Origin of the sequence: Sphingobacterium sp. WM, assembly GCF_029542465.1 — a bacterium.
Taxonomy (GTDB): Bacteria; Bacteroidota; Bacteroidia; order Sphingobacteriales; family Sphingobacteriaceae; genus Sphingobacterium; species Sphingobacterium cellulitidis.
In genome coordinates this window covers 4,095,119-4,116,117 of the sequence record NZ_CP120709.1, presented here as the reverse complement: position 1 = coordinate 4,116,117, position 20,999 = coordinate 4,095,119, and the positions used below count along the sequence as shown (strand labels likewise).

The following is a 20,999-nucleotide window of genomic DNA, read 5'->3' as shown; positions in this document are numbered from 1 at the left end:
ACTAAAACATTTCAATCCCTAAATAAGTCTATCAAAAATTTAAATGTCAAATTTGCCCAAGAAACAGCTTGATCTCTATTTTCTATTGGAATATTGGAATTTAGTATTGATTTAAAACGATTCCAGTCCTGAGGACCTATATCTGAAATTTCGTTAAAATAATGGTTAGTTGAAACGAAATCTAGTTTATTAAGGATTTTAGCAATATATGGTCTTCCCAAGGACGATCCTTGCAGAACATAATGTATACTGAGTGCATGTAGGTCATTGTGGAGATTTTTGAAAATTTCCCTTTGCTTCATATTAGGTAAATCTAGGTTTAAGGCAACAAAATCCTGATTGATTTTTACTAATCCCTGGAAGAAAGGATAATCTCCGGAAAATTGTTGTACATATAAATTCGTAAACTGATGTATCTCTTTGTTAAATACATAGAACTTTGTCAGTAATCTAATATAGTCTTCTTTTGAAGCCATATTTCGGATATATTTAATCACCAATGCTTCGGAAATTTGATGTAATTCTTTAGTTTCTTGTTTTAAAAAATCAGAAATTTTCATAAAAAAGGATAATAATTCATGGCCCGCCTTTGTTCAGGGCAAGTTTAAATTTGATAATTAGTTAGGCTGAAACATCAGTTTTACACAAGTTCCCTTTCCAAGTTTACTTTTAATTGTGATATCAATCCCTAATTTATCAGCGATCCTTTTTACAATGGACATTCCGATTCCTGAACCTTCATAACCTGAAGAGTTAGACATGCGCTTAAACATTTCATAAATGGACTTAAGTTCTTCTTCTTCAATACCGATTCCATTGTCTGAAATGGTATAAATAATACCATTATCGGTAATAAAAGAGTCTACAGTGACAAAAGATGATTCAACTTTTGACGAATATTTTATTGCATTACCAATTATGTTCAAAAATAGTTGATAGAGCAAAGTTTTCTCACCGAGGACAGGGAGTAAATTATTGACGGTCACCTGCACATTGTTGGAGCCGAATCTATTTTTGCTCATATTGATAATTTCAGGCACAAAGTTTTCAGGCTCAACCATTTCTTTTTCAAAATTAAACGAGTTTGCTTTTGAGAATTGATGGATTTTATCAAGCATATTCATAATGATGTGTACAGAATCCAGAATATTTGAGGTCATTTTCTTTAAGAGTTGAGGATTAACATCGTGCCGATATTGAAGAAATTCAGTAGAAACTTTAATTGCAGAAAGTGGATTCTTTAAATCATGGCTAATGGTATATGCGTATGTGTCCAAAGCATTGTTCATTTCAATCAACTGGGTATTCAATGAGTCAATTTCAGCGGCTTTATTTAACATTGAATCTCTGAGGATTTCTCTGATTCGTGTGATAAAATGTAGGTGTTTGGAATTCCATTTCCTGGATGTTCCATTTACTTGTTCACACCAAAGATTAAAGGAGGTTCTTGGTGAAGGTTTGAAAATTCCCGCAACTTTATCTTCTTCGTAAAATTTTTCTGGTTTTCCTGCCCAATCTTTATTTAAGGGGATTTCTTTTCTAAACCAAATTATAAAAAAATCCTTTTTATTGTCAATACTTGCAAAAGTTAATCCTGCAATTGATTTTCCAAAGGCTTCATATATATTGTTTTGAGACGATAACGCGTGAGTGGTAAATATGTGATTTTTGGACAATTCTGATAGTTTGGGTATTTGTGATCTCAGCGTTTCCTTCTCTGGATGTAAACCATCCAAGAAAATAGAGTCTTTAAATCCAATGGCGATTCCATCAGCCTCCAACATTTGAATAAGGGTTTTTGAGAAATCCTTTAATTCAAGAAAAATATTGCTTTTTAATAATACCTTTTCCTTAAGTTGAAGTTCAAGTTCCTGAACCTCTTTAAGATAATTGATTATTTCATTATCTTCCAATTGTTGAAATTTATTTGCTGCAAAATTTGTTGCCAGTAAAGAGAAATTTCGAATACTTAGATCCACATGTTTTGGTGATTCATTTTGGCAACAAACCAGCCCCCATAGTTCGCCTTTGATCATTATGGAAAAACTTATGCTGGATCGAAAACCTGCATTTTTTAAATATTGTAAATGAATAGGCGATAACCTTCTAATGGACACATCTTGAAGGTTTATTTCTTTCCCTTCTAGAGAACTGATAATTGAACCTTCATCATGTGTATCGACAACAAATCTGCAATGTTTTGTTCTATAAAGTTCTCGAGCTTGTTTTGGAATATCAAATTCAGGATAATTCAAGCCTAAATAAGAATTTAGTTCAGGCTTCTTTAAAGTTTCAGCAATAACAACCCCACTTCTATCTTCATTGAATTGGTAGACCATCACTCTATCTACCTCTAAATTTTCTGAAAGTACCTCCGATAAATTATTCCAAATGTCCCCTTCGACCATTTGAAGTTCTAACAATTTATTGTTGATAAAATTGTTTTTGTTATAATTTTGAATGGTTGAGTACTCAAATTCTAAACTTATTGTACTCAAGCAATTAGAAATGCTTAAATAAAATGAACTATCTTCAACCTCAATTAATTTTGTATACCTCTTGTAATCAGGACAATTACCTAATTCTTTAATGCTATTTGATATAAATTCCTTTTCTGCAATATTTCCAATAAATGAATCAGATAATGCTTGACCGATAAGCTTTTTAGAGGATGTTTTTGGTAAATACTTTTGAATATTGTCACTAACTGCTTCAATAATTGAGGACTGACTAACAAAAATCACAAATCCTATATCTTGAACTTTGCCTAGAAATTGGATTCTTTCATCCTCACAATTTATCTTTTCCATTTATGTTCACCTGTTTGTGTACCAAAACTCTTTATAACGACTTTAGAAAATCAGTTGCAAGCAAAGTAAGAAGAATAATTTTAAAAAGTGATTAAAAATATCCGTTAGTAACATTATTCCAATGACAAATTATCCATTCGACATTTATGCCATTGTTTTATTGAAATTCAATAGTTTTTAAATAGTGGGATAGAACAGTAAGTTCATAGTTCCTGTTTTTTCACCTTATAATTTAAGTTTGTAACTCAGTTAAGGGTTTTAACGTAAAAGTACTTTGCACTTTCGATATCAAATCTAATAAATGCAAAGAGATTAAATTTCAAGGATTGACCTCAACTATGAAAAGAAAGGAATTATTTGACTCAATTATAATTTTAAATAAAGATGCTCCTAAAATTGTTATTGACCTGGGTTATTAAAAAAGTACATTGTTATGGTGGTAGAATTAGTGTATAATCTTTGAAAAATAATTACATCAAAAAGGCGAAAGGTTTTTGTTATTATTTTAATAAGTAAAATTGATGGGCAACTGATCCAGGTAAGTGATAAAAAAAATAAATTCCAGAAAGGATTTTTTTGCTAACTTTATGGTGAATTAGATTTTTAATTCACCTTCTTCACCAATATCTTCGTTACTTCCTGTAAGGGCATTTTTCAACATGGCAAATAAATTTACAATCTTATTGGACCCGGATTCCCAATAGTGAGCTTCACTTGGTGTAACCTTAATTAATTTAATATTGGGATCGTCCTTCCCTTTTTCAAACCAACTTTCCATCATCTTATTCCAATATCTATCAATTCTAACTTGGTCTCTGCTTAGTATTGCAGTTCCATTAATGCTTAAAAATCTATAGTTTTTAGGATCGGCATAAAAGATGGAAATTTTGTCATCGATTTCTAAATTTTTGTGAGTTTCACTTTCTGAAGAACAGATATACCATATATTTCCTGCTTCATCCACTTCTTGTCTGCTCATAGGTACACCATGAGGATAGGGAGAAAGTGGAGTGAAAGTGCAAATTGTACCGATGTCAATTTGATCAACAATGGATTTTAATTTGATTTGTGCTTCTTGGTCTCTAATAAATTTCTCTGCCATAATTTAATCTTTTTATTTAAACACTAAATAGTCGACAATTGTTTAGTTAAAATTATCAGAACATTTATTTGTTTTTTTTGTTCAACAAATGAAAGCATTCTCCATATTTTTTTAATAAAATGGATCATTGAAAACCATAAAATTTACTCTATGAAAGAAGAAAAGAAACCTTTTATATCTCATATTGACAATCATGTTGTTGATAATATGAACAAGGTAATGACAACAAATGATGGAGTTCCTGTGTATGATAACAATAATACGCTAAAAGTTGGTGACCGGGGACCATCCTTACAACAAGATCATATATTCTTTGATAAGTTAATGCATTTTGATAGGGAGAGAATTCCCGAACGTGTTGTCCACGCCAGAGGTTCAGGAGCGCATGGAGTCTTTGAGGCTACTGCGGATATTTCTGAATATACATCAGCTGACTTCCTTAAGAAAGGCACAAGTACCCCGGTTTTTGCTCGTTTTTCCACTGTTGCTGGATTTAAGGGATCAACGGACCTTGCCAGAGATGTACGTGGTTTTTCAGTTAAATTTTATACTAAGGAAGGAAATTATGATTTCGTAGGCAACAATATTCCAGTTTTTTTTATTCAGGATGCAATGAATTTCCCGGATGTTATCCATGCTGTTAAGCCTGAACCAAACAATGAAATTCCCCAAGCTGCCTCAGCACATGATACATTTTGGGATTTTATATCCTTAATGCCTGAGGCTGCTCATATGTCCCTTTGGGTGATGTCTGATCGTGCAATTCCCAGGAGTCTCAGGATGATGGAGGGTTTTGGAGTTCATACCTTTAAATTCATAAATGCTGAGGGAAAATCAACATTTGTTAAATTCCATTGGAAACCCAGACTGGGAGTACATTCCGTTGCGTGGAATGAAGCGCAGAAAATTTCAGGATTTGATGCCGACTTCCATAGAAGGGACCTTTGGGAAGCTATCGAAAATGGTGAATATCCTCAATGGGATCTTGGAGTTCAATTGATACCGGAGGAAGATGAAATGAAATTTTCATTTGATATTTTAGATCCAACCAAAATTATTCCTGAAGAACTTGTTCCAGTAATGATTATCGGAACGATGACGCTGAATCGTAATCCGGAGAATTTCTTTGCAGAAACAGAACAAGCTGCATTTGATCCAGGAAGGGTAGTTCCGGGAATTGATTTTTCTGATGATCCACTACTCCAAGGAAGGATTTTTTCCTACATGGACACACAAAATTATAGGCTTGGCGGTCCAAATTTTCATGAATTACCGATCAATAAACCCATCGATGGCAAGTTCAACAATCAAAAAGATGGGTTTGCAAGAATGGATATCTTGAAAGGAAACACCAGTTATTTTCCAAATAGCCAAGGAAATGGCTGTCCTTACCAAGCTATGCTGAAAGGAGAAACGGGGTACCAAACGGGGAAACAACAGGTTGACGGGAAAAAAGTGAGAGCAAGGTCGAGTTCATTTGCAGATCACTTTACCCAAGCTAGATTATTTTTTAATTCTTTAAGCCCTGAAGAGCAAAGTCATGTTATCAATGCTTTTAGTTTTGAGTTGTCAAAAGTAAATAATGTAGACATCAGAAAACGTGAATTGGCAATATTAAATCAAGTTGACAAAGCTTTGGCAGAAGCTATAGGAAAAAATTTGGGCTTGACACCAATGAAATCTCTGGATCCCCTTACTCTACAATTTGCACAGCAGAATCATCCAAATTATCCTATTGAGCCCAATGAACCTGAGATCGAAAAATCTGAATTCTTGAGTATGAAAGTTAAAGGTGAAGAGGGAAATATTCGAAGCCGAAAAATTGCCTTTCTGGTGGATGACGGTGTAAGTAAATCCTCAGTTGATAAAATGAAAAAAGTTCTTGAGAAAGAAGGTGCTTTGGCTGTGCTGATTTCTTCGCATGTTGGAAATTTAAAATATAAAGAAGGAGGTGAAGAACTGGTTCAGCATAGTTATTTGACTGATGTATCGGTTTGTTTTGACGGATTTTATACCCCTGATGGCGATTCTCCATCCAAATTAGCCAAAAATCCAGATTATCTTCAATTTATTAATGAAGGTTTTCGACATTGCAAAGCCCTTGCATTTGCCAAAGGAGCGGAACAATTAGCAACAAAATCTTTTATAGAAAAAGATCAGGGGGTAATATTTGAGTCAGATACTAATTGGATAGATGATTTTGTTAATACACTTAAAAAGCACAGAGTATGGGAGAGAGAAAGCTTCAGAAAAGTTCCTTCATAATTTAAAATGTAGATTTAGTTAATAAACTTTATTCTATAAGTTAGGCAAAACTTATAGGGTAAAGTTTATTGAAAATAATATGACATGGAGCGAAGATTAGTTTTAAATTCTTGATGTTCAACTTATCAGATATCAGATTGCCTGGATGATCAGCTGCAAATATAAGCATATTAGGACCTTGTTTACCTAGCATGAGGCTAAAGAGGAATATTAAGCAGCCCATGATTTCTTATGTCCATTAAGATCATTTTTTACTAAAATAAAAGTAAAGTACGGCTTGGAAAATCTCGCTCATATAAAAAAGGAAAAGAAAAGTTGGCCCAAGATATATTAGGAGTTTTTTAAGATTATTTTTTTAGCAGAATCAGAGCATATAAGAAGAGAACTACTCATCATTATTATATCTTTTAAAACTAGACGTCCTGCTCCTGATAAATAAGGGAAACCATGATTTGGAGTGGGGAAATCCCCTCCGAGGTTGGGAACATATACTTCTGGCGTTGTGATTAGAAATGTGAGTGTAACCAATGACATCCCAAAGGTCATAAGTCCTCCAACAAGTCCAATTTTTGGCAACCATATACCAAAAAGTGTAAGAGTTCCTATACTGACAATAATTGATCCTAATACGTAAGAAAAAATGTAAGTATTGTTTGTTCTATGCCAACTTATATTTTTATATACGGTTTTACCTTCCGGGTTTCTATATTGTTGATATTCAGGTGAATTTTTACTGTAAAAAAAACTCATGAATGGACTGTTAGCAACAAATGGGACAATCCCATCTGCCTCATACTGGAATGCCTTTAGTCCACCAATCCAAACCATTACAATGAAGATAGAAACACGAAGGCAGTGAGTAAAAAATGTGTTGGAATTCGAGAATAATTTAAGAATTTTTTTCATAAGCAATTAACTTTTAGCAAAAGTATTTACTAATATTCTGGTTCACCATGTAAACTTCGGTTAATTACATGGATTATTTTGCCACAATGGATATCCCTGTCTTTTCTCGGAAATATTTGGGTGATACTCCTACCTCTTTCTTGAAGAATCTACTGAAATAAAATTCATCCTTAAACCCTAAATCGAAGGCGATTTCTTTAATTGAGGCAAAAGTTAGGTGCAGTTTCTTTTTGGCTTCCAAAATTATTCTTTCTTTAATAAGCTTTGATGGAGGTTTATAAAAAACAGCTTTCACCTTTTTGTTAAAGGCTGAGGATGATAAGCAGAACTTCTGAGCATAATAAGCTACAGGTTTGTACTGAATAAAGTTTTCTTCCAACATTTTTTTAAAATTATAAGCAACATTCTGTGTTTCTTTTTTTAGCATAACTTCATGTATTTTATGCTTTTCCTTACTACATAAGGCTAGTATTAATTGTAGGTAGCTTCTTGAAATAGAAATATCATTTTTTAGGATAGAGTTGGAATAGGATCTTAATTTGTTAAGATTGTAGATGATGTCTTGATATAATGATTTATCAATTGGAAAGAAAGGCTTTTCGTATATATTATTAAATAAAACTCCATTACAAGAAACCTCTTCATTATGATATTCTATACAATAAAAATCGCTGTGAAACTTAATTATGGTAATATCCTCACCTTCAGCGGAGTGACATTTTAAAAGTTGGAAAGGTGATAAGAAAAGAATGTTTAAACCATTTAATTGATAGTCAGTAAAATCGATTGTTAATTTTGCTTTTTTATTTATTAGGATGATAAGATAATATGGATCATTAAAAGTAAATGGAATGGAATGAGAGGGTATGTTATCAATTATGATCAAATTGTTCAAATGATTTGAAGTTTTATTAATTTGTATTAATAATGTAATATACCAATTATCTATCTGTTTTTTATACAATTTTTGGTACCTACTCTAAAATTTATTATCAAGTTTTCAAAATGAAATCTATATGTATGTTAGGTAAAATAACTTTAAAATTTTTACTAAAATTCTGAAAATATTAGTATAAGGGGTTATTTTCTTTAAAGCTTGTGTTATTCAGATGAAGTTGCTTTTTTGTTAAAAACACCTATTATTTAGTGGGGCACAAACGAGATTTTTATTGTAAAAAAACAATAATGGAAAGTAAAGTTGCATTGTCTGCTTGAATAAATAATCCCCGACTTTACGACAATGCCGGGGATTTGGATATTATCCCAATGAATCATTAATTGCTGCGAGTAATCCATTATTTTGTTGTAACAATTAGACTTAAAAATTGTTCTGATAATTTTTGTTTTTATTTTAAGATGGATTATGGAAAAAACATTTTCAAAAACCATGAGATATTTTAACAGTTTGATATTCTAGTTAAGAAGTTTCATTAAACAAATTATGTTGGAGAATAATAGCTTGAATTGAATATGATTTATTTTAGTTTTATTGTGCCAATCATTTTAATTTTATCTTTAAAAGTTTGATAAAACTTGAATAAGGATATGGGAGTAAATATAATATAAATAAAGCGCCGGTTTGTGGTATATCTACTTAGATAACTAAAAACGTCAAATTTGGACTGATTTAGGGTACAGCAGTTTATACCAAGTGGTATAATAACGCGATATGCTGTATGGGCTAATTTTTAAACAGCATATCGCTTTTGATTTTCTTAGTCGGGAAAAATTAAATAATTAGTTGATTTTAAGGATCTTTATGCTTAACGACACAAATATACTCAATTAAAAATAAAAATTGTGTTTTTTGGGGAATTTTAATTCTTAAATGCTGTTTCTAATTATTTAATCATATCAAATATTTATTCGGAGATTAATAGAGGTTTTATAAGTTAAATTGTTTTCTTTCTTATAAGTGAATGGATAGGTTTTGATTTCACTTTAATTAATAAATGCTTTAGGATGTTATGAACTTTAAAATGTTTGAAGATCAAAATCAAGTTTTAAAAAAATTATGTTTAAACTCTGATTATAATACCATTTGTATTCTTGTAGGATTGTGAATTAAATTTTAAGACCTGTTCATAGGAAACTAATTTTTTTGTTTGTCGATAAGAAAATACCCAATCTTGGGTATTTTGCTATTTTAAATTGAGTTATATTTTTGTGATGATCAAATATTCTATTCTTTAGAATAGGATATTTTTTATTTACCTAAATATGAAGTATTATCAAAAGCTTATTATCAAATTAAATATCAATTTAAGGTTTATCAAAGAATACATGTGGATTGCTGGTCATGAGGTGGATGCTAGTAATAGGATTGTACGTTTGTTTTTTTACGGTTTTGTTTCATTTACTTTTTTTTCAATAATGACTATGGTTTTCCTATTAATGAGTTAATTTTATCGTTATAATAAGCCTTAAAAGCGGTTAATGAGGCTTAAAGCCAGCGCATAAAAAAGACCTTTAAATAATTTATTTCATATTTTATTCCTTGAGGGTTAATAATGGAATCAATTTTCTCAAAGAGTTCACTATCTCCAATATACTTGCTTATAATTTGTAGATGGAGGATTATTAATCTTTGCAGTTCCCGGAACTATTTTATTGTCTATTATATACTTATTTACCAAGAAAGTTTATCGATTGCAAGCTAACTTCTATTAATATTTATTATTATAAAACGTTTCAATATCAACTAAATATATTGTGAATCTATTTATATTGATTGAAAATTTATCTCAACTTAAAAACTGAAATCTTAATTCATTTCCAAGTTTAGGGTTTGTCATTATTATAATTATTATCTTTTAATTGAATCAATTTTTTATTCTTTCAGGTAAAATTATGCATCTTAAACAAACGTTTGCGTTAATTTGCGCAAACGTTTTCGTTTAATTTTCATTTGATTCATAACCCATTTATTGGATATCTTGGTGTAACCTAAGTGTATAAGCACTGACCAAATACCAATTTTATCAATTATGAATAACAAGATTAAACTCTCTTATTTAATAATTTTCTTCTTGCTTGGCGCAAGCCTGCCAGGTATGTCTTCGACCTATTCATTATATCGTTTTGCATTTCAGCAGGAACTAATAGATACTACTGAATTATCTGAAAAAGAGGTGTCCGATTTTAACAGACAAAGGTCAATTGTTGGAGTCTCAGATAGCATCAATGTTATAGAGCTCAAAAAAGCACCATTTACTAGCCTTGCCGATATTGTAAAAGGAAACCTTTCAGGTGTAAATGTTCAACAGCCTTCAGGAGAACCTGGCAGTTATCAGAACTTGGTTTTCCGTGGAATAAAAAACAAAATGTTTAGCAATGTTGATTTAAATGCAAATCGCATGGCTGTTTTTGTTAATGGGATCCCGATTACCCAAGACCATAGTTTCGCTTATGAAATCCAAAAATATGATATCAATCGTATTGGCCCAGGAACGGACTTGTTAAATACGATAGATATTAGATCCATTGAGTCCATTGAGTTGATTAAAGATCCATTAAAGTTGGCTGAAATTGGTCCATTAGCTGCTAATGGTGCAATTTGGATTACGACTACTGGAGGAAAAAGTGGTTTTAGAGAAATATCTATCGATGCCTATACTGGAATTAATAGTATTCAATCCATTACTCCAATTAATGCCCAATATGAAAACCTATTCCGTCAACCTTTTTACAGTTTATATGGTAACACTGACCTGAGACAGAAGTATCCAGGGTACTTGGCCGATTCAACGAATCTCAATTACTATGGTCCATCCAACTGGAAAGATGGTTATTATAAAGTAGCCTTGCTACATAATGTAAATATGGGGCTAAGAGGAGGAACCGATCGGGCGAACTTTGGATTTTATGGAGCTTATACTGGGGACGCGAACTCATCTGATGAGACCGGTTTACAAAGGTATAACGCTCTATTTAATATCAATATGCTGCCATTCAAATGGTTCAAAATTTCAGCAAATATTAATGCAATAAGAACTGAACGAGATAGAAACAAGAATATTAGAGATCGTTATGCTGAAATGGCTTATCTACCTGATCTTTCAACACCGATTTCTCCAAGTAATAACTTATACAGTCAGTTTGCTAATCATTACGATGCTGCGGTTGATGATAATGTCACAAATACCGTAAGAGGTGGATTAGATCTTCAATTTGATATTTTAAAAAATCTTCAATTCAACTCTAATTTTTCAATTGATTATTCAGAAGGAATCAGAGATGTATTCTACCCTTCGGAATTGATGGAAACGATCAATTTTGTCTCCAACTATTTTGGTTATTCTCAGAGGTATATTTTCTCCAATGAATTATTGTATAAAAAGCAAGTGAATGAAGATCATTTGTTTAGTGCAAAAGGAGGGATAAAATATCAGGATGATCTATACAGATATAACTATGCGAGAGCCTACGATGGTCCCAATGACTTCATCAAGATCAATGTTGTAAGTGGAGATTCCCAGAGAGAAGATTATTTGAAGCCAATTGGAGGGATTCAGGTTTATAGAATTAACAACAGGGAGATTTATAGAATGTTCTCTGTTTTTGGAAAATTTGGTTACCAATATAAGGACTTCGTAAATATTGATGGATTAATCAGATGGGATGCCTCGTCTAATGCGCAGCCAAATTCTCGTTGGTTGTTTACACCTTCCTTGAGGGCCAATTGGAATGTAAAAAATCAATTAGAATTGGAGAATCAATTTTCAGTTCGTGCAAGCTTTGCTAAGATTGGAATTCCAGAATGGAACTCACGATATGCAATGGGTCCACAATATTCAGTTCAAATGGGCTGGAAGAATGAACCATCATTGGTTTCCTATTTTGGTCAAGCTGGATTTTCAAGACCTTACCAAACAGGTTGGATCGGATATAATTTAGATTGGGCTTATACTAATCAAGCAGATTTAACTTTAGAAAACGGATTTTTAAATGATAGAATCCAAACTAATCTTTCCCTTTATTATCAAGAAAACAAGAATCAATTAATGTTGGTGCCAGTACCACAGGAATATGGCTACCAAGGGATTTATAAAAATGGGATGGATGTAAGAAATACTGGGGTTGACATTTCAGTTTCTGCACAGGTTATGCCAAAAGAATCTGATTTTCAATGGAGACCAAGTATTAATCTAAACTTTAATAAAAACGAGCTTACCGCATTACCAGGGGGATTAAAAGAACTAGAAGTTGGTGACAGGTTATTGCGGGTAGGTGAGGCAGTTGATAAGTTCTGGTTGTTAAATAACGAAGGAATCTATGACAATAATTCTCAAATTCCAACAGGAGAGAATGGTAAGAAACTGAATTACCAAGGCGTAGAGCTTCAAGCTGGTGATCCAAAGTGGAAAGATTTAAATGGAGATAATGTCATCAATAAATCGGATAGATCATTGATGGGAAATAGTTCTCCAAAATTATACGGAGGATTTACCAACAATTTCAAATACAAAAACTTTGACCTAACAGTTCAGGCGTACTTCGCATTAGGTCAAAAAGCCCTAAATCAACGTGCATCGAATCGATATGATTTTATCAATACCGAATCGAGTAGAGACATCAACGCTGTTAAAGAAATTTTCCATTGGCAACAGGATGTTGATATTTCTAAATACCCATTGTATAATGTTTGGAGCAGCGTAGTTCCTTACAGATTGAATCAGGATTTATTTTTAGAAGATGCATCCTTCTTGAAGATCAGGACAGTTTCGGTGGGATATGATTTCTCCAACACAGAATTTCTGAAAAACAATGTCAAGACATTACGAAGAGCATATTTATATGTCATGGGGAACAACTTATTGACTGTGACAAAATTCTCAGGCTCAGATCCGGAGTTGATCAATTTCAATGGGATATATGACGGATCGGGGCTTGCGTTAGCACCAACCTATACACTTGGATTAAAACTAGATTTTTAACTAAAAAAACCATAAATAATGATGATTAAAATTAAAAGAAATGCGATAGTATATCTCTTGCTTTCCTTTTTCATTATTTGCAATACCTCTTGCGAGAAACAATTAGATGAATTTAGCGGATCAAATGCCGGAGAGGAACTTCAGTGGGATAAAATATCCGATACAAGGTCGGCCTTAATGGGATCCTATGGTCTTCTGCGTGCTGCTTTATTTGAAAACAATGCACATTGGGTTTATGGAGAATTGCGCTCTGGGGATTTGATTTCCTACACCCGTAGTGATCTAAAAGCGATGAACAATCAAGAACTAAATGCATCGTATCCATTGATTCAAGATTTGACAAACTGGAGGAATTTTTATGCAGTTATCAACTCGGCTTCCTTATTTATTGAAAGAGCACCTGAGGTTCTAGAAAAGGATTCACGATATACACCTTTAAATTTAAGGTTGGATATTGCCCAAGCGAGAGTAATTCGTGCCTTTGCTTATTTCTATATGTGCAGAGTTTGGGGTGATGTGCCATTGATTACCAAGTCATATGATGACGAAAGTTTCATTGAAAGACCAAGAACAGATTATCGTTCGGTATTGGCTTATGCTGAGAACGAACTTCTGACTGCAGTTAAAGACCTACCTTATTTATATGGAGTAAGTCCACAATCCTATTACGAGCAGAATAGTGGCGCCTGGAGAAAAGTCTTATTCAATAAATTAACGGCTTATTCGCTTTTAGCTCACATTGCAGCATGGCAAGGAAATTATATCAATGTAGATGTATACACTCAATTTATCCTTGATCACTACAATGAAATAGGAATCACCTATTTGGCTTCGATTTCTAATTTGAGTGGAACTGCCGGAATATTTTCAAACAATTATGGAGCAGGACAATTGTTGTCAATCAGTTCAGCGTTCAGTAATGGAGAAGCTTCAGCTTCAGGGCATATTGAAGAATTAACCTTAGCAAATCCTTTGGTTTCTAAACAATATCCGGACCTATATGTTCCTAAGGATTCTATCGTGAACATATTTAAGGATCCTAATGATACCCGATTTGGTATTGATACGATCTCAGGACTTACGAGAACCAACTATTTTACCAATTACTCTGGAGAAACACCAATCTTCAGTAAAATCAAGATCATTCGCGATGGTTCTTCAAATGGAAACTATGCCATTTTTGGATCGAACCTTATTTTCACGAGGATGGAAGAAATCACGCTACTTCGTGCTGAGGCATTAACTGTTTTAGGAAATGAAGATCAGGCTATTACCTTATTAAATAGAGTTAAAACACAACGGAATGTTCGGAATTATTCTACCATATCACCGACACCGTTAATCATTGAAATTTTTAATGAGCGTAGAAGAGAGTTAATGGGCGAAGGTTGGAGATGGTATGATCAAGTTCGATTAAACAAAATTCTAAAAGTAAATCCAAAGATTTCAGAAATGATAGATAAAGGGGGGATTTATTGGCCATTGTCTGATGATGTCCTTAGCAAGAACGGTCTGTTGACCCAAAACGATTATTGGAAATAAAAAATTGGCAAACCATGAAATTACTTAAATTATCGACACTTAATATAATAGCACTTGCAGTTTTCTGTTTAGCATCCTGCAAGAAGGGGAATGACTATTATTATAATTATAATGATGAAGCCTCAGTTTATGATGGAACAATTCTAAAGTATTTAGAGAGTAAACCAGAAACATACGATTCTCTATTACTGGTTTTGGATAGATTTCCTTCAATTCGTCAGGCTCTAGATTCAGATGAAACATTTACCTTGTTTGCTCCGACGAATCGCAGCTTCGAAATTGCTGTAGATGCCTTAAACACAACCAGGGCCTTGACCAATAAACAACCTTTATATCTTGAAGATGTACCTGGCAATGATTTGGACTCATTGGTAAGTAGATACATTTTCGAATCCGAATTAGACATTGATGAGCTTAAGCCATTTATTGACGGTTTAAATATTGATAGCTATAAGTATGGGTATCGGATGCACGCTCAGTATAACGTATTAAGTGCATCAGGATTGATAAATGGAGGGCAGCAACAGATTATTTTCTCCGATGTAAATAATTCGATCTTCCAAAGATATTGGCAAAACATCAATACCAGTGCTGTTAATATTAAAACAAAGAATGGCGTTATCCATGTTTTAGCATCTGGTCATGATTTTGGCTTTAATAAATTCACCTCAAAATTCTCGCAATAGCATAACCTAAAATTATGAAAGTTTTATATACCTATCGGCAACTTCTAGTGTTTGCAATGGCAATATTATGCTTATACCCATCATGTACTTCGAATCTTCCTGAAGATTTAGATGCGTTGGGTGATGATGTGAACTACAGCCAAACCTTATTTGAACCTACATTAGGACGAAATACTGAATATCAAAATCCTGTAGTTACTGGAAATTCATCCACCCTACCCTTGACTTTCAAAATTGTTAATCCGCGGACAGTGACTGGTCAACCAGCAACGGAGCTTACAGATAAGTTTGCGGTTAAGACTTGGAAGTCCATCTACACAGGAGAGGAGAAGTCATTAGAAGAAATTGAAAAGAAAAGAACGACTGAATACCGACCAATGTTGGAAATTCAAGAAAAGTCTGGTAATATATTTTTCTGGGATTCGGGGAATTCAGGGTTTGTAAAAACTCAACCAGACTCAGGTTATATTTTCGATGTTGAGATTTCAAACTCAGGAGGTCGTCGTTTTGCAAGAAACCTAAAATTAAAACCTATGAAGGAACGTCCGTATGAGCCTTCAATTTATAGTCAAATAACGGGGATAGCTACAAATTCATCAACCTATCCTTATCGCTTAGAAAACTTAGAAGGGGAAAGGACCGGAAACTTTATCTTCTTTACTGATGTTAAAGTGTTTTTCCATAAAAACCTTGATAATAAGAATCCTGGTAGCAGTTTAACCTTCAGCATGTTGGATTCACTGAACAAGGTGATCGATATAAAGAAGTTTGATAAAACAGATTGGAATAACCTGGTTCATGGTTTTAATCCAACCTTCAAAAATGGTAAGGTTACTTATGATGTTGCTTATCCTATTCCTTTAGTAAATCTAAGGACCAGATATACAGATATTTCAGGCACCTCTGCGGTTTCAAACTTTGTGTTTGACCGGAAAGGAAGAAGTGGTTTGGTTGAGCGTAATATCGTTGGGCTACAATATTCGATTTATGAGCCTGGGCATTGGGAAATTCAGGTTCGGTTTACCGGAGAGACACCTCAATTTGAAGATGATAAATAACCTATAAAATAAAAATCATGCGAAACCAATATAGCATTTTATGCATAACCTTAATTTTCATCCTTCAGGGAATGGTGGCACTTGGTCAAGTTGCCATTACAGGAACTGTAAAGGATGGATCTAATAATCCTATCAATGGGGCGACATTAACTTTATTATCCACCGGGAAACATTTGACTTCGACCAATAGTTCTGGGGGCTTCTCAATCAATGTTCCTTCCGGATCGATAATCGCAGTAAAAAGCATCGGTCATGAAACCAACAGATTTACTGTTCAATCAGGCAAGACTGTTTATAATGTTGTGCTAGAAGAAGTGAATAATGCCATTGAAGAAACGGTTGTAGTAGGTTATCAGGCACGTGATAAGAAAACATTGACAGGATCTGCAATTGTCATTACTGCAGATGATATCAAAGATATACCGGCAGCAAACTTTACTGACTTATTACAAGGAAAAGTTGCCGGATTAAATATTCAGTTAAATAATGGTACGCCCGGAATGCGTGGAAATATTGCATTACGTGGTATTTCAAATATTAATATCCAAGGTTCAGGGGATCAGGCATTCTTAACTCCTACATCACCTTTATTCGTTATTGATGGGGTTCCATTGGATGAGAACAATAATTTCGAATATGGATTTCAAACCGCAGGTCCTGGTATTAGTCCGCTTTCATTGATTCCTGTTGAAGATATTGAATCTGTTACTACTTTAAAAGATGCCCAGGCAACTGCATTATATGGTTCAAGAGGAGCATATGGAGTAATTTTAGTAACAACAAAAAGAGGTAGTTCTAAGATTCCTATTATCAGTTATACTTCCAATTTCTTCGTAAATACGCCCCCTTCGCTTCGCCAAGTAATTGGAGGGGTTGAAGAAAGAAGGACTCGTATTCAGCAGATTATGAGATATGATACTACTTATGCAAGTGCATTAAGATTGATCAATGATTCACCAATGCTTGCCGATTCGTTGAACGCATATTACAATAATAGCACTGATTGGCAATCTTATTTTTACAGATCGACTTTCAACCAAACTCATAATTTCAATATTTCCGGTGGTGATCAACAATTTAACTACAAGATTTCGCCAAGTTATTATAATGAAAAAGGTATTGTAGAGAATACAGGATTTACAAGATATTCCTTAATGATGAATATGCAATATATGCCAAGTACTCGGTTCAAGATGAGTGGATATATGAATGGTTCATTAGGAAAAAATAGTACAGGTAGTGGAAATGCTTTTGGACAATCGGGGGTAGCTAACTCGGCTAATACATCTTCTTTATTACCTCCACCATCTCTGTTCTCAGGTAGTATTGGTGCATTAACCGCCTTGGAAATGATCAATGAGAACAAAACTGGAAATATCAATAGCCAGGTTGAACTCCAATGGGAACCCATTCAGGGAATTCGGGGGACAAGTACCTTTAGTTATAATTATGTTGCCGCAACGCAGGATAGATTTTTACCTGAAGCCTTAAATGCCAATTCCAATGAGATCTATTCCTATAATGATCGCCAAAACACATTATATAATCGAAACATGGTTTCCTATACAAAAACCTTAAATGGTGCTCATACCATTTCTGCATATGCATTTAATGAATTGCAGATTAAACATTATAGAGCAGATGTGATGCAATTGACAGGTACTCCAAGTGATCAGATTACCTCTGGTCTAGGATATAAGCCATCTGCTGCTTTGGGTGGTACATTGGACAACCTTTCCGAGGTTAGGACTTTAGGATATGCGGGAAATGCTTCCTATAATTTTATGTCTAAATATATTTTGGAATTGACTTATAGGTTGGATGGATCAAGCACTACTGGGACTTCTAATCCTTGGGCGCATTTGCCTTCGGTTGGATTACGTTGGAACCTGAAAAACGAAAAATTCTTGGAGAATATTTCATGGTTAGATTATTTGAATTTACGTGGAACTTGGGGTAAAAATATCGTTCCTACAGGAAATATCTTTGATGTTTACGGAAGATATGTTGCTAACCCAACAACTTATAACAATCAAACTTCAGTGAGTTTGAACATGAACTTTATTCCTAATATTTCTCTTGAACCATCTGTAACTACGCAGTTAAATGGAGCTATTGAAATCGGTTTGTTCAATAACTTACTATCATTTACTTATGAGAATTATTATAGACAAACTGATCAGATTCTTCGTGAAAAGGAAATCTCAAATATCAATGCTTTCGGAAATGTAAAAACGAATGAAACATCTTTAGTGAATATGGGTCATGAATTTATGGTCGGTATTCGTCCTAAGTTCAGCAATTCGGATTGGTCATTGAACATTAATTTGAATGGGGCATTGAATAGGGATTATGCTGCGGCATTGCCTGATGATGTGAGGCAGTTATTGATTGAAGATAATACAATTTACAAGCAGTCAATTCTTTATAGGCTTGGTATTAACTCTTTATCAAATGTGTTACTACATTATAACGGAGTCTATAAGACAGATGCAGATGTGCCAATTAATCCAAATACAGGTCTACGCTACAGAATGGGAGGAGTATTTTCAGAAGAGAAGTTCTTCCGTGCTGGGGATCCAATTTGGACAGACTTAAATGGCGACTATATTTTAGATGAAAAGGATTATGTAATTGTAGGTAACTCTCAACCAGTTTTTACCGGTGGTGTGAATGTTTTCCTTCAGTATAAAAACTGGGCATTAAACACGCAATGGTATGCGACAATTAAGCGTGATATCATGAATAATGCTTTAGCGGACAGATTTAAAAACTACTCAAACCCAGTAGGACAAGGAGCATTAGTTCCATTGTCCGAGTTAAATTATTGGACGCCAGATCATGTTGATGCTTACTATCCGAATCCATTTGATTTTAGAAGATTTGGTTTCTATGATCCATTCCGTTATGACCAGACCTTATTTCAAGAGGATGGTTCTTATTTAAAGTTCCAAACAGCTACGCTGTCATATAACTTCGATAGAGACTATGTTCGCAGATTATTGGGTATTACATCAGCTAGATTATTCTTAACAGCAAATAATATTTACACATTCAGTAAATACTCTGGTCCGGATCCAGAATTAGTTTCTGCCTTAGGAAGAGACTCTTCGCAAGGATATCCAAATCGCAGAAGTTACACTTTTGGTATTAACGTTCAATTTTAAACCAACTATTATGAAAAAAATATTTATATCAATCTGTTGTTGCGCCATTCTAATGGTTAGTTCTTGTGGGAAGGATTTTTTAAATGTTACCCCAATCGATGATTTATCGGGGAATAATTATTGGAAAACTGAACGTGACGCAGAGCAATTTTTAATTGGAATTTATTCCACATTTCGGGATGCAACCATGGGGAGAATTTTCTTTCCAGCAACAGGAGATTTAAGGTGTGCTCCCATCAATAGAACATCTGCTACCAGTGGTGAAGGTAGAGATTATTTAACGTATTTGAAATTCAATCTTTTGAATGCTACACTAGGTCCACGATTCGAATATTTTGGATTTGATGGTATTACAAAGTGGAATACATTCTATAAAATGGTTCAGCTATCAAATATCGTAATCTACGAAATGGATCAGTTGGAGCCGGGGATATTATCAGAAGCAAAGAAAAAGCAGTTCCAAGCAGAAGCCTCTTTTTTACGCAATCTAGCTTATTTCTTCATGGTTAGACTTTATGGAGATATCCCTTATTATACCGAAGCTTATCACAGCCAGGCAATTGGAAGAACGGATATGGTTGAAGTTCTACAAAAGTGTATTGAGGACATGAAACTACATTATAAAGATCTTCCATGGACCTATGAAGATCCATCATTAATAGGAAATCGCACGATGAGAGGTTCTGCAATTGCTTTGATGATGCACATGAATATGTGGATTGCTGGATTTACCGATGCGGATAAGAATCCATACTACCGTGATGTTGAGGCTTTAGGGAAAGAAATCATGGAAGAAAATGGTGGAGCATATGAATTACTTCCATTAGAAAGAACCAAAGAAATATTTAAAGGAAGAACCAAAGAAGGTTTGTTTGAAATAACTCAAAATCTAAACTACGGGGAAACCTTCCACCTTTCGGCACCTTTTTCAGATTATGTTTTGCGCTTTCCGAATAAAGTTACAACCAGATCTTATATCTATTATGACACGAAATTCATGGAAGAACTTTATCCAATGAGCGCGAAGGATAGCCGTAAGGATATCTGGTTTGATGAGAATATTTACAATACAACAGGGTTAATGCAGATGCTTAAGTTTTCCAATATTTTCATGGAGGAAGGAGAGGATTATAACCCAGATGATAATCAAGTTGTTTTTCGCTATGCAGATGCAATTTTGTTACGTGCTGAGGCATTGGCAGAATTAGGATTAGATGGCCAAGCTCGTCAAATGGTTAATATCATTAGAGATAGAGCGAAAGCAGATCCAGCGATAAGTGAGGCTGGTGATGAATTGAAGGATTTTATTTGGTGGGAAAGAACAAGAGAGTTAATGGGTGAGGGACATTTCTTTTATGACTTAGTGAGGACAAAAAAAGTTATTAATTCTAAGTATACCTCATCTCCAATTAATGTAGAAGCATTCAACAAAGGAGCTTGGACTTGGCCAATTGATAGAAGTGCCTTAAAAAACAACCCTTACATGACCTTGAACACCTATTGGAACTAATTATGACTGAGAATATT

The 20,999-nt window shown here is 33.9% G+C and carries 12 protein-coding genes; 7 read left to right on the top strand and 5 right to left on the bottom strand.

Annotated elements, in window-relative coordinates; translation table 11 throughout:
* Positions 1-11: 11 nt before the first annotated feature.
* The 3 genes from PZ892_RS17430 to PZ892_RS17420 form a co-directional block, all read right to left on the bottom strand.
* Entirely contained in the window at positions 12-560 is a 549-nt protein-coding gene (locus PZ892_RS17430; protein WP_277711729.1) for a biliverdin-producing heme oxygenase, read from the bottom strand.
* A 57-nt stretch (positions 561-617) separates the two neighbouring features.
* Positions 618-2,810, bottom strand: a complete 2,193-nt coding sequence (locus PZ892_RS17425) for an ATP-binding protein (protein WP_277711727.1) — start codon at positions 2,808-2,810, stop codon at positions 618-620.
* Between the two features lie 595 nt (positions 2,811-3,405).
* Positions 3,406-3,912, bottom strand: a complete 507-nt coding sequence (locus PZ892_RS17420; RefSeq protein ID WP_094258707.1) for a pyridoxamine 5'-phosphate oxidase family protein — start codon at positions 3,910-3,912, stop codon at positions 3,406-3,408.
* Between the two features lie 150 nt (positions 3,913-4,062).
* Here PZ892_RS17420 and PZ892_RS17415 point away from each other — a divergent pair, with 150 nt between their 5' ends.
* Positions 4,063-6,177, top strand: a complete 2,115-nt coding sequence (locus PZ892_RS17415; RefSeq protein ID WP_277711725.1) for a catalase — start codon at positions 4,063-4,065, stop codon at positions 6,175-6,177.
* Positions 6,178-6,507: 330 nt separating this feature from the next.
* On the opposite strand, the gene PZ892_RS17410 is transcribed toward PZ892_RS17415, so the two are convergent.
* Together PZ892_RS17410 and PZ892_RS17405 are read right to left on the bottom strand one after the other, a co-directional pair.
* A complete protein-coding gene (locus PZ892_RS17410) occupies positions 6,508-7,083 on the bottom strand; it encodes a DUF417 family protein (protein WP_094281925.1) in 576 nt (191 codons plus the stop codon).
* 73 nt (positions 7,084-7,156) lie between these two features.
* Complete coding sequence (locus PZ892_RS17405) at positions 7,157-8,047, bottom strand: helix-turn-helix domain-containing protein (protein WP_277711723.1); 891 nt, start codon at positions 8,045-8,047, stop codon at positions 7,157-7,159.
* Positions 8,048-10,070: 2,023 nt separating this feature from the next.
* On the opposite strand from PZ892_RS17405, the gene PZ892_RS17400 reads away from it, so the two are divergent.
* From PZ892_RS17400 to PZ892_RS17375, 6 genes are read left to right on the top strand one after another with little or no spacing between them, the layout of a single operon-like run.
* Positions 10,071-13,019, top strand: coding sequence for a SusC/RagA family TonB-linked outer membrane protein (locus PZ892_RS17400; protein WP_277711722.1), 2,949 nt, complete (start codon positions 10,071-10,073; stop codon positions 13,017-13,019).
* An 18-nt stretch (positions 13,020-13,037) separates the two neighbouring features.
* Complete coding sequence (locus PZ892_RS17395; RefSeq protein WP_094258713.1) at positions 13,038-14,561, top strand: RagB/SusD family nutrient uptake outer membrane protein; 1,524 nt, start codon at positions 13,038-13,040, stop codon at positions 14,559-14,561.
* Between the two features lie 14 nt (positions 14,562-14,575).
* Positions 14,576-15,247 (top strand): fasciclin domain-containing protein, encoded by a 672-nt coding sequence (locus PZ892_RS17390; protein WP_094258714.1) that lies wholly within the window; start codon positions 14,576-14,578, stop codon positions 15,245-15,247.
* Positions 15,248-15,261: 14 nt separating this feature from the next.
* Positions 15,262-16,305, top strand: coding sequence for a DUF5007 domain-containing protein (locus PZ892_RS17385; RefSeq protein ID WP_094258715.1), 1,044 nt, complete (start codon positions 15,262-15,264; stop codon positions 16,303-16,305).
* A 17-nt stretch (positions 16,306-16,322) separates the two neighbouring features.
* Positions 16,323-19,472: a SusC/RagA family TonB-linked outer membrane protein gene (locus tag PZ892_RS17380; protein WP_229678260.1), complete on the top strand. Its 3,150-nt coding sequence runs from the start codon at positions 16,323-16,325 to the stop codon at positions 19,470-19,472.
* 10 nt (positions 19,473-19,482) lie between these two features.
* The gene (locus PZ892_RS17375; protein WP_229678261.1) at positions 19,483-20,982 is read left to right on the top strand and encodes a RagB/SusD family nutrient uptake outer membrane protein; all 1,500 of its coding nucleotides are present in this window, start codon (positions 19,483-19,485) and stop codon (positions 20,980-20,982) included.
* The last annotated feature ends 17 nt before the right edge of the window (positions 20,983-20,999 follow it).

Bases quoted from the DNA above. Each gene is read 5' to 3' on its own strand.
- PZ892_RS17430 (WP_277711729.1), bottom strand. From the start codon at position 560: ATGAAAATTTCTGATTTTTTAAAACAAGAAACTAAAGAATTACATCAA.
- PZ892_RS17425 (WP_277711727.1), bottom strand. From the start codon at position 2,810: ATGGAAAAGATAAATTGTGAGGATGAAAGAATCCAATTTCTAGGCAAA.
- PZ892_RS17420 (WP_094258707.1), bottom strand. From the start codon at position 3,912: ATGGCAGAGAAATTTATTAGAGACCAAGAAGCACAAATCAAATTAAAA.
- PZ892_RS17415 (WP_277711725.1), top strand. From the start codon at position 4,063: ATGAAAGAAGAAAAGAAACCTTTTATATCTCATATTGACAATCATGTT.
- PZ892_RS17410 (WP_094281925.1), bottom strand. From the start codon at position 7,083: ATGAAAAAAATTCTTAAATTATTCTCGAATTCCAACACATTTTTTACT.
- PZ892_RS17400 (WP_277711722.1), top strand. From the start codon at position 10,071: ATGAATAACAAGATTAAACTCTCTTATTTAATAATTTTCTTCTTGCTT.
- PZ892_RS17395 (WP_094258713.1), top strand. From the start codon at position 13,038: ATGATGATTAAAATTAAAAGAAATGCGATAGTATATCTCTTGCTTTCC.
- PZ892_RS17390 (WP_094258714.1), top strand. From the start codon at position 14,576: ATGAAATTACTTAAATTATCGACACTTAATATAATAGCACTTGCAGTT.
- PZ892_RS17385 (WP_094258715.1), top strand. From the start codon at position 15,262: ATGAAAGTTTTATATACCTATCGGCAACTTCTAGTGTTTGCAATGGCA.
- PZ892_RS17380 (WP_229678260.1), top strand. From the start codon at position 16,323: ATGCGAAACCAATATAGCATTTTATGCATAACCTTAATTTTCATCCTT.
- PZ892_RS17375 (WP_229678261.1), top strand. From the start codon at position 19,483: ATGAAAAAAATATTTATATCAATCTGTTGTTGCGCCATTCTAATGGTT.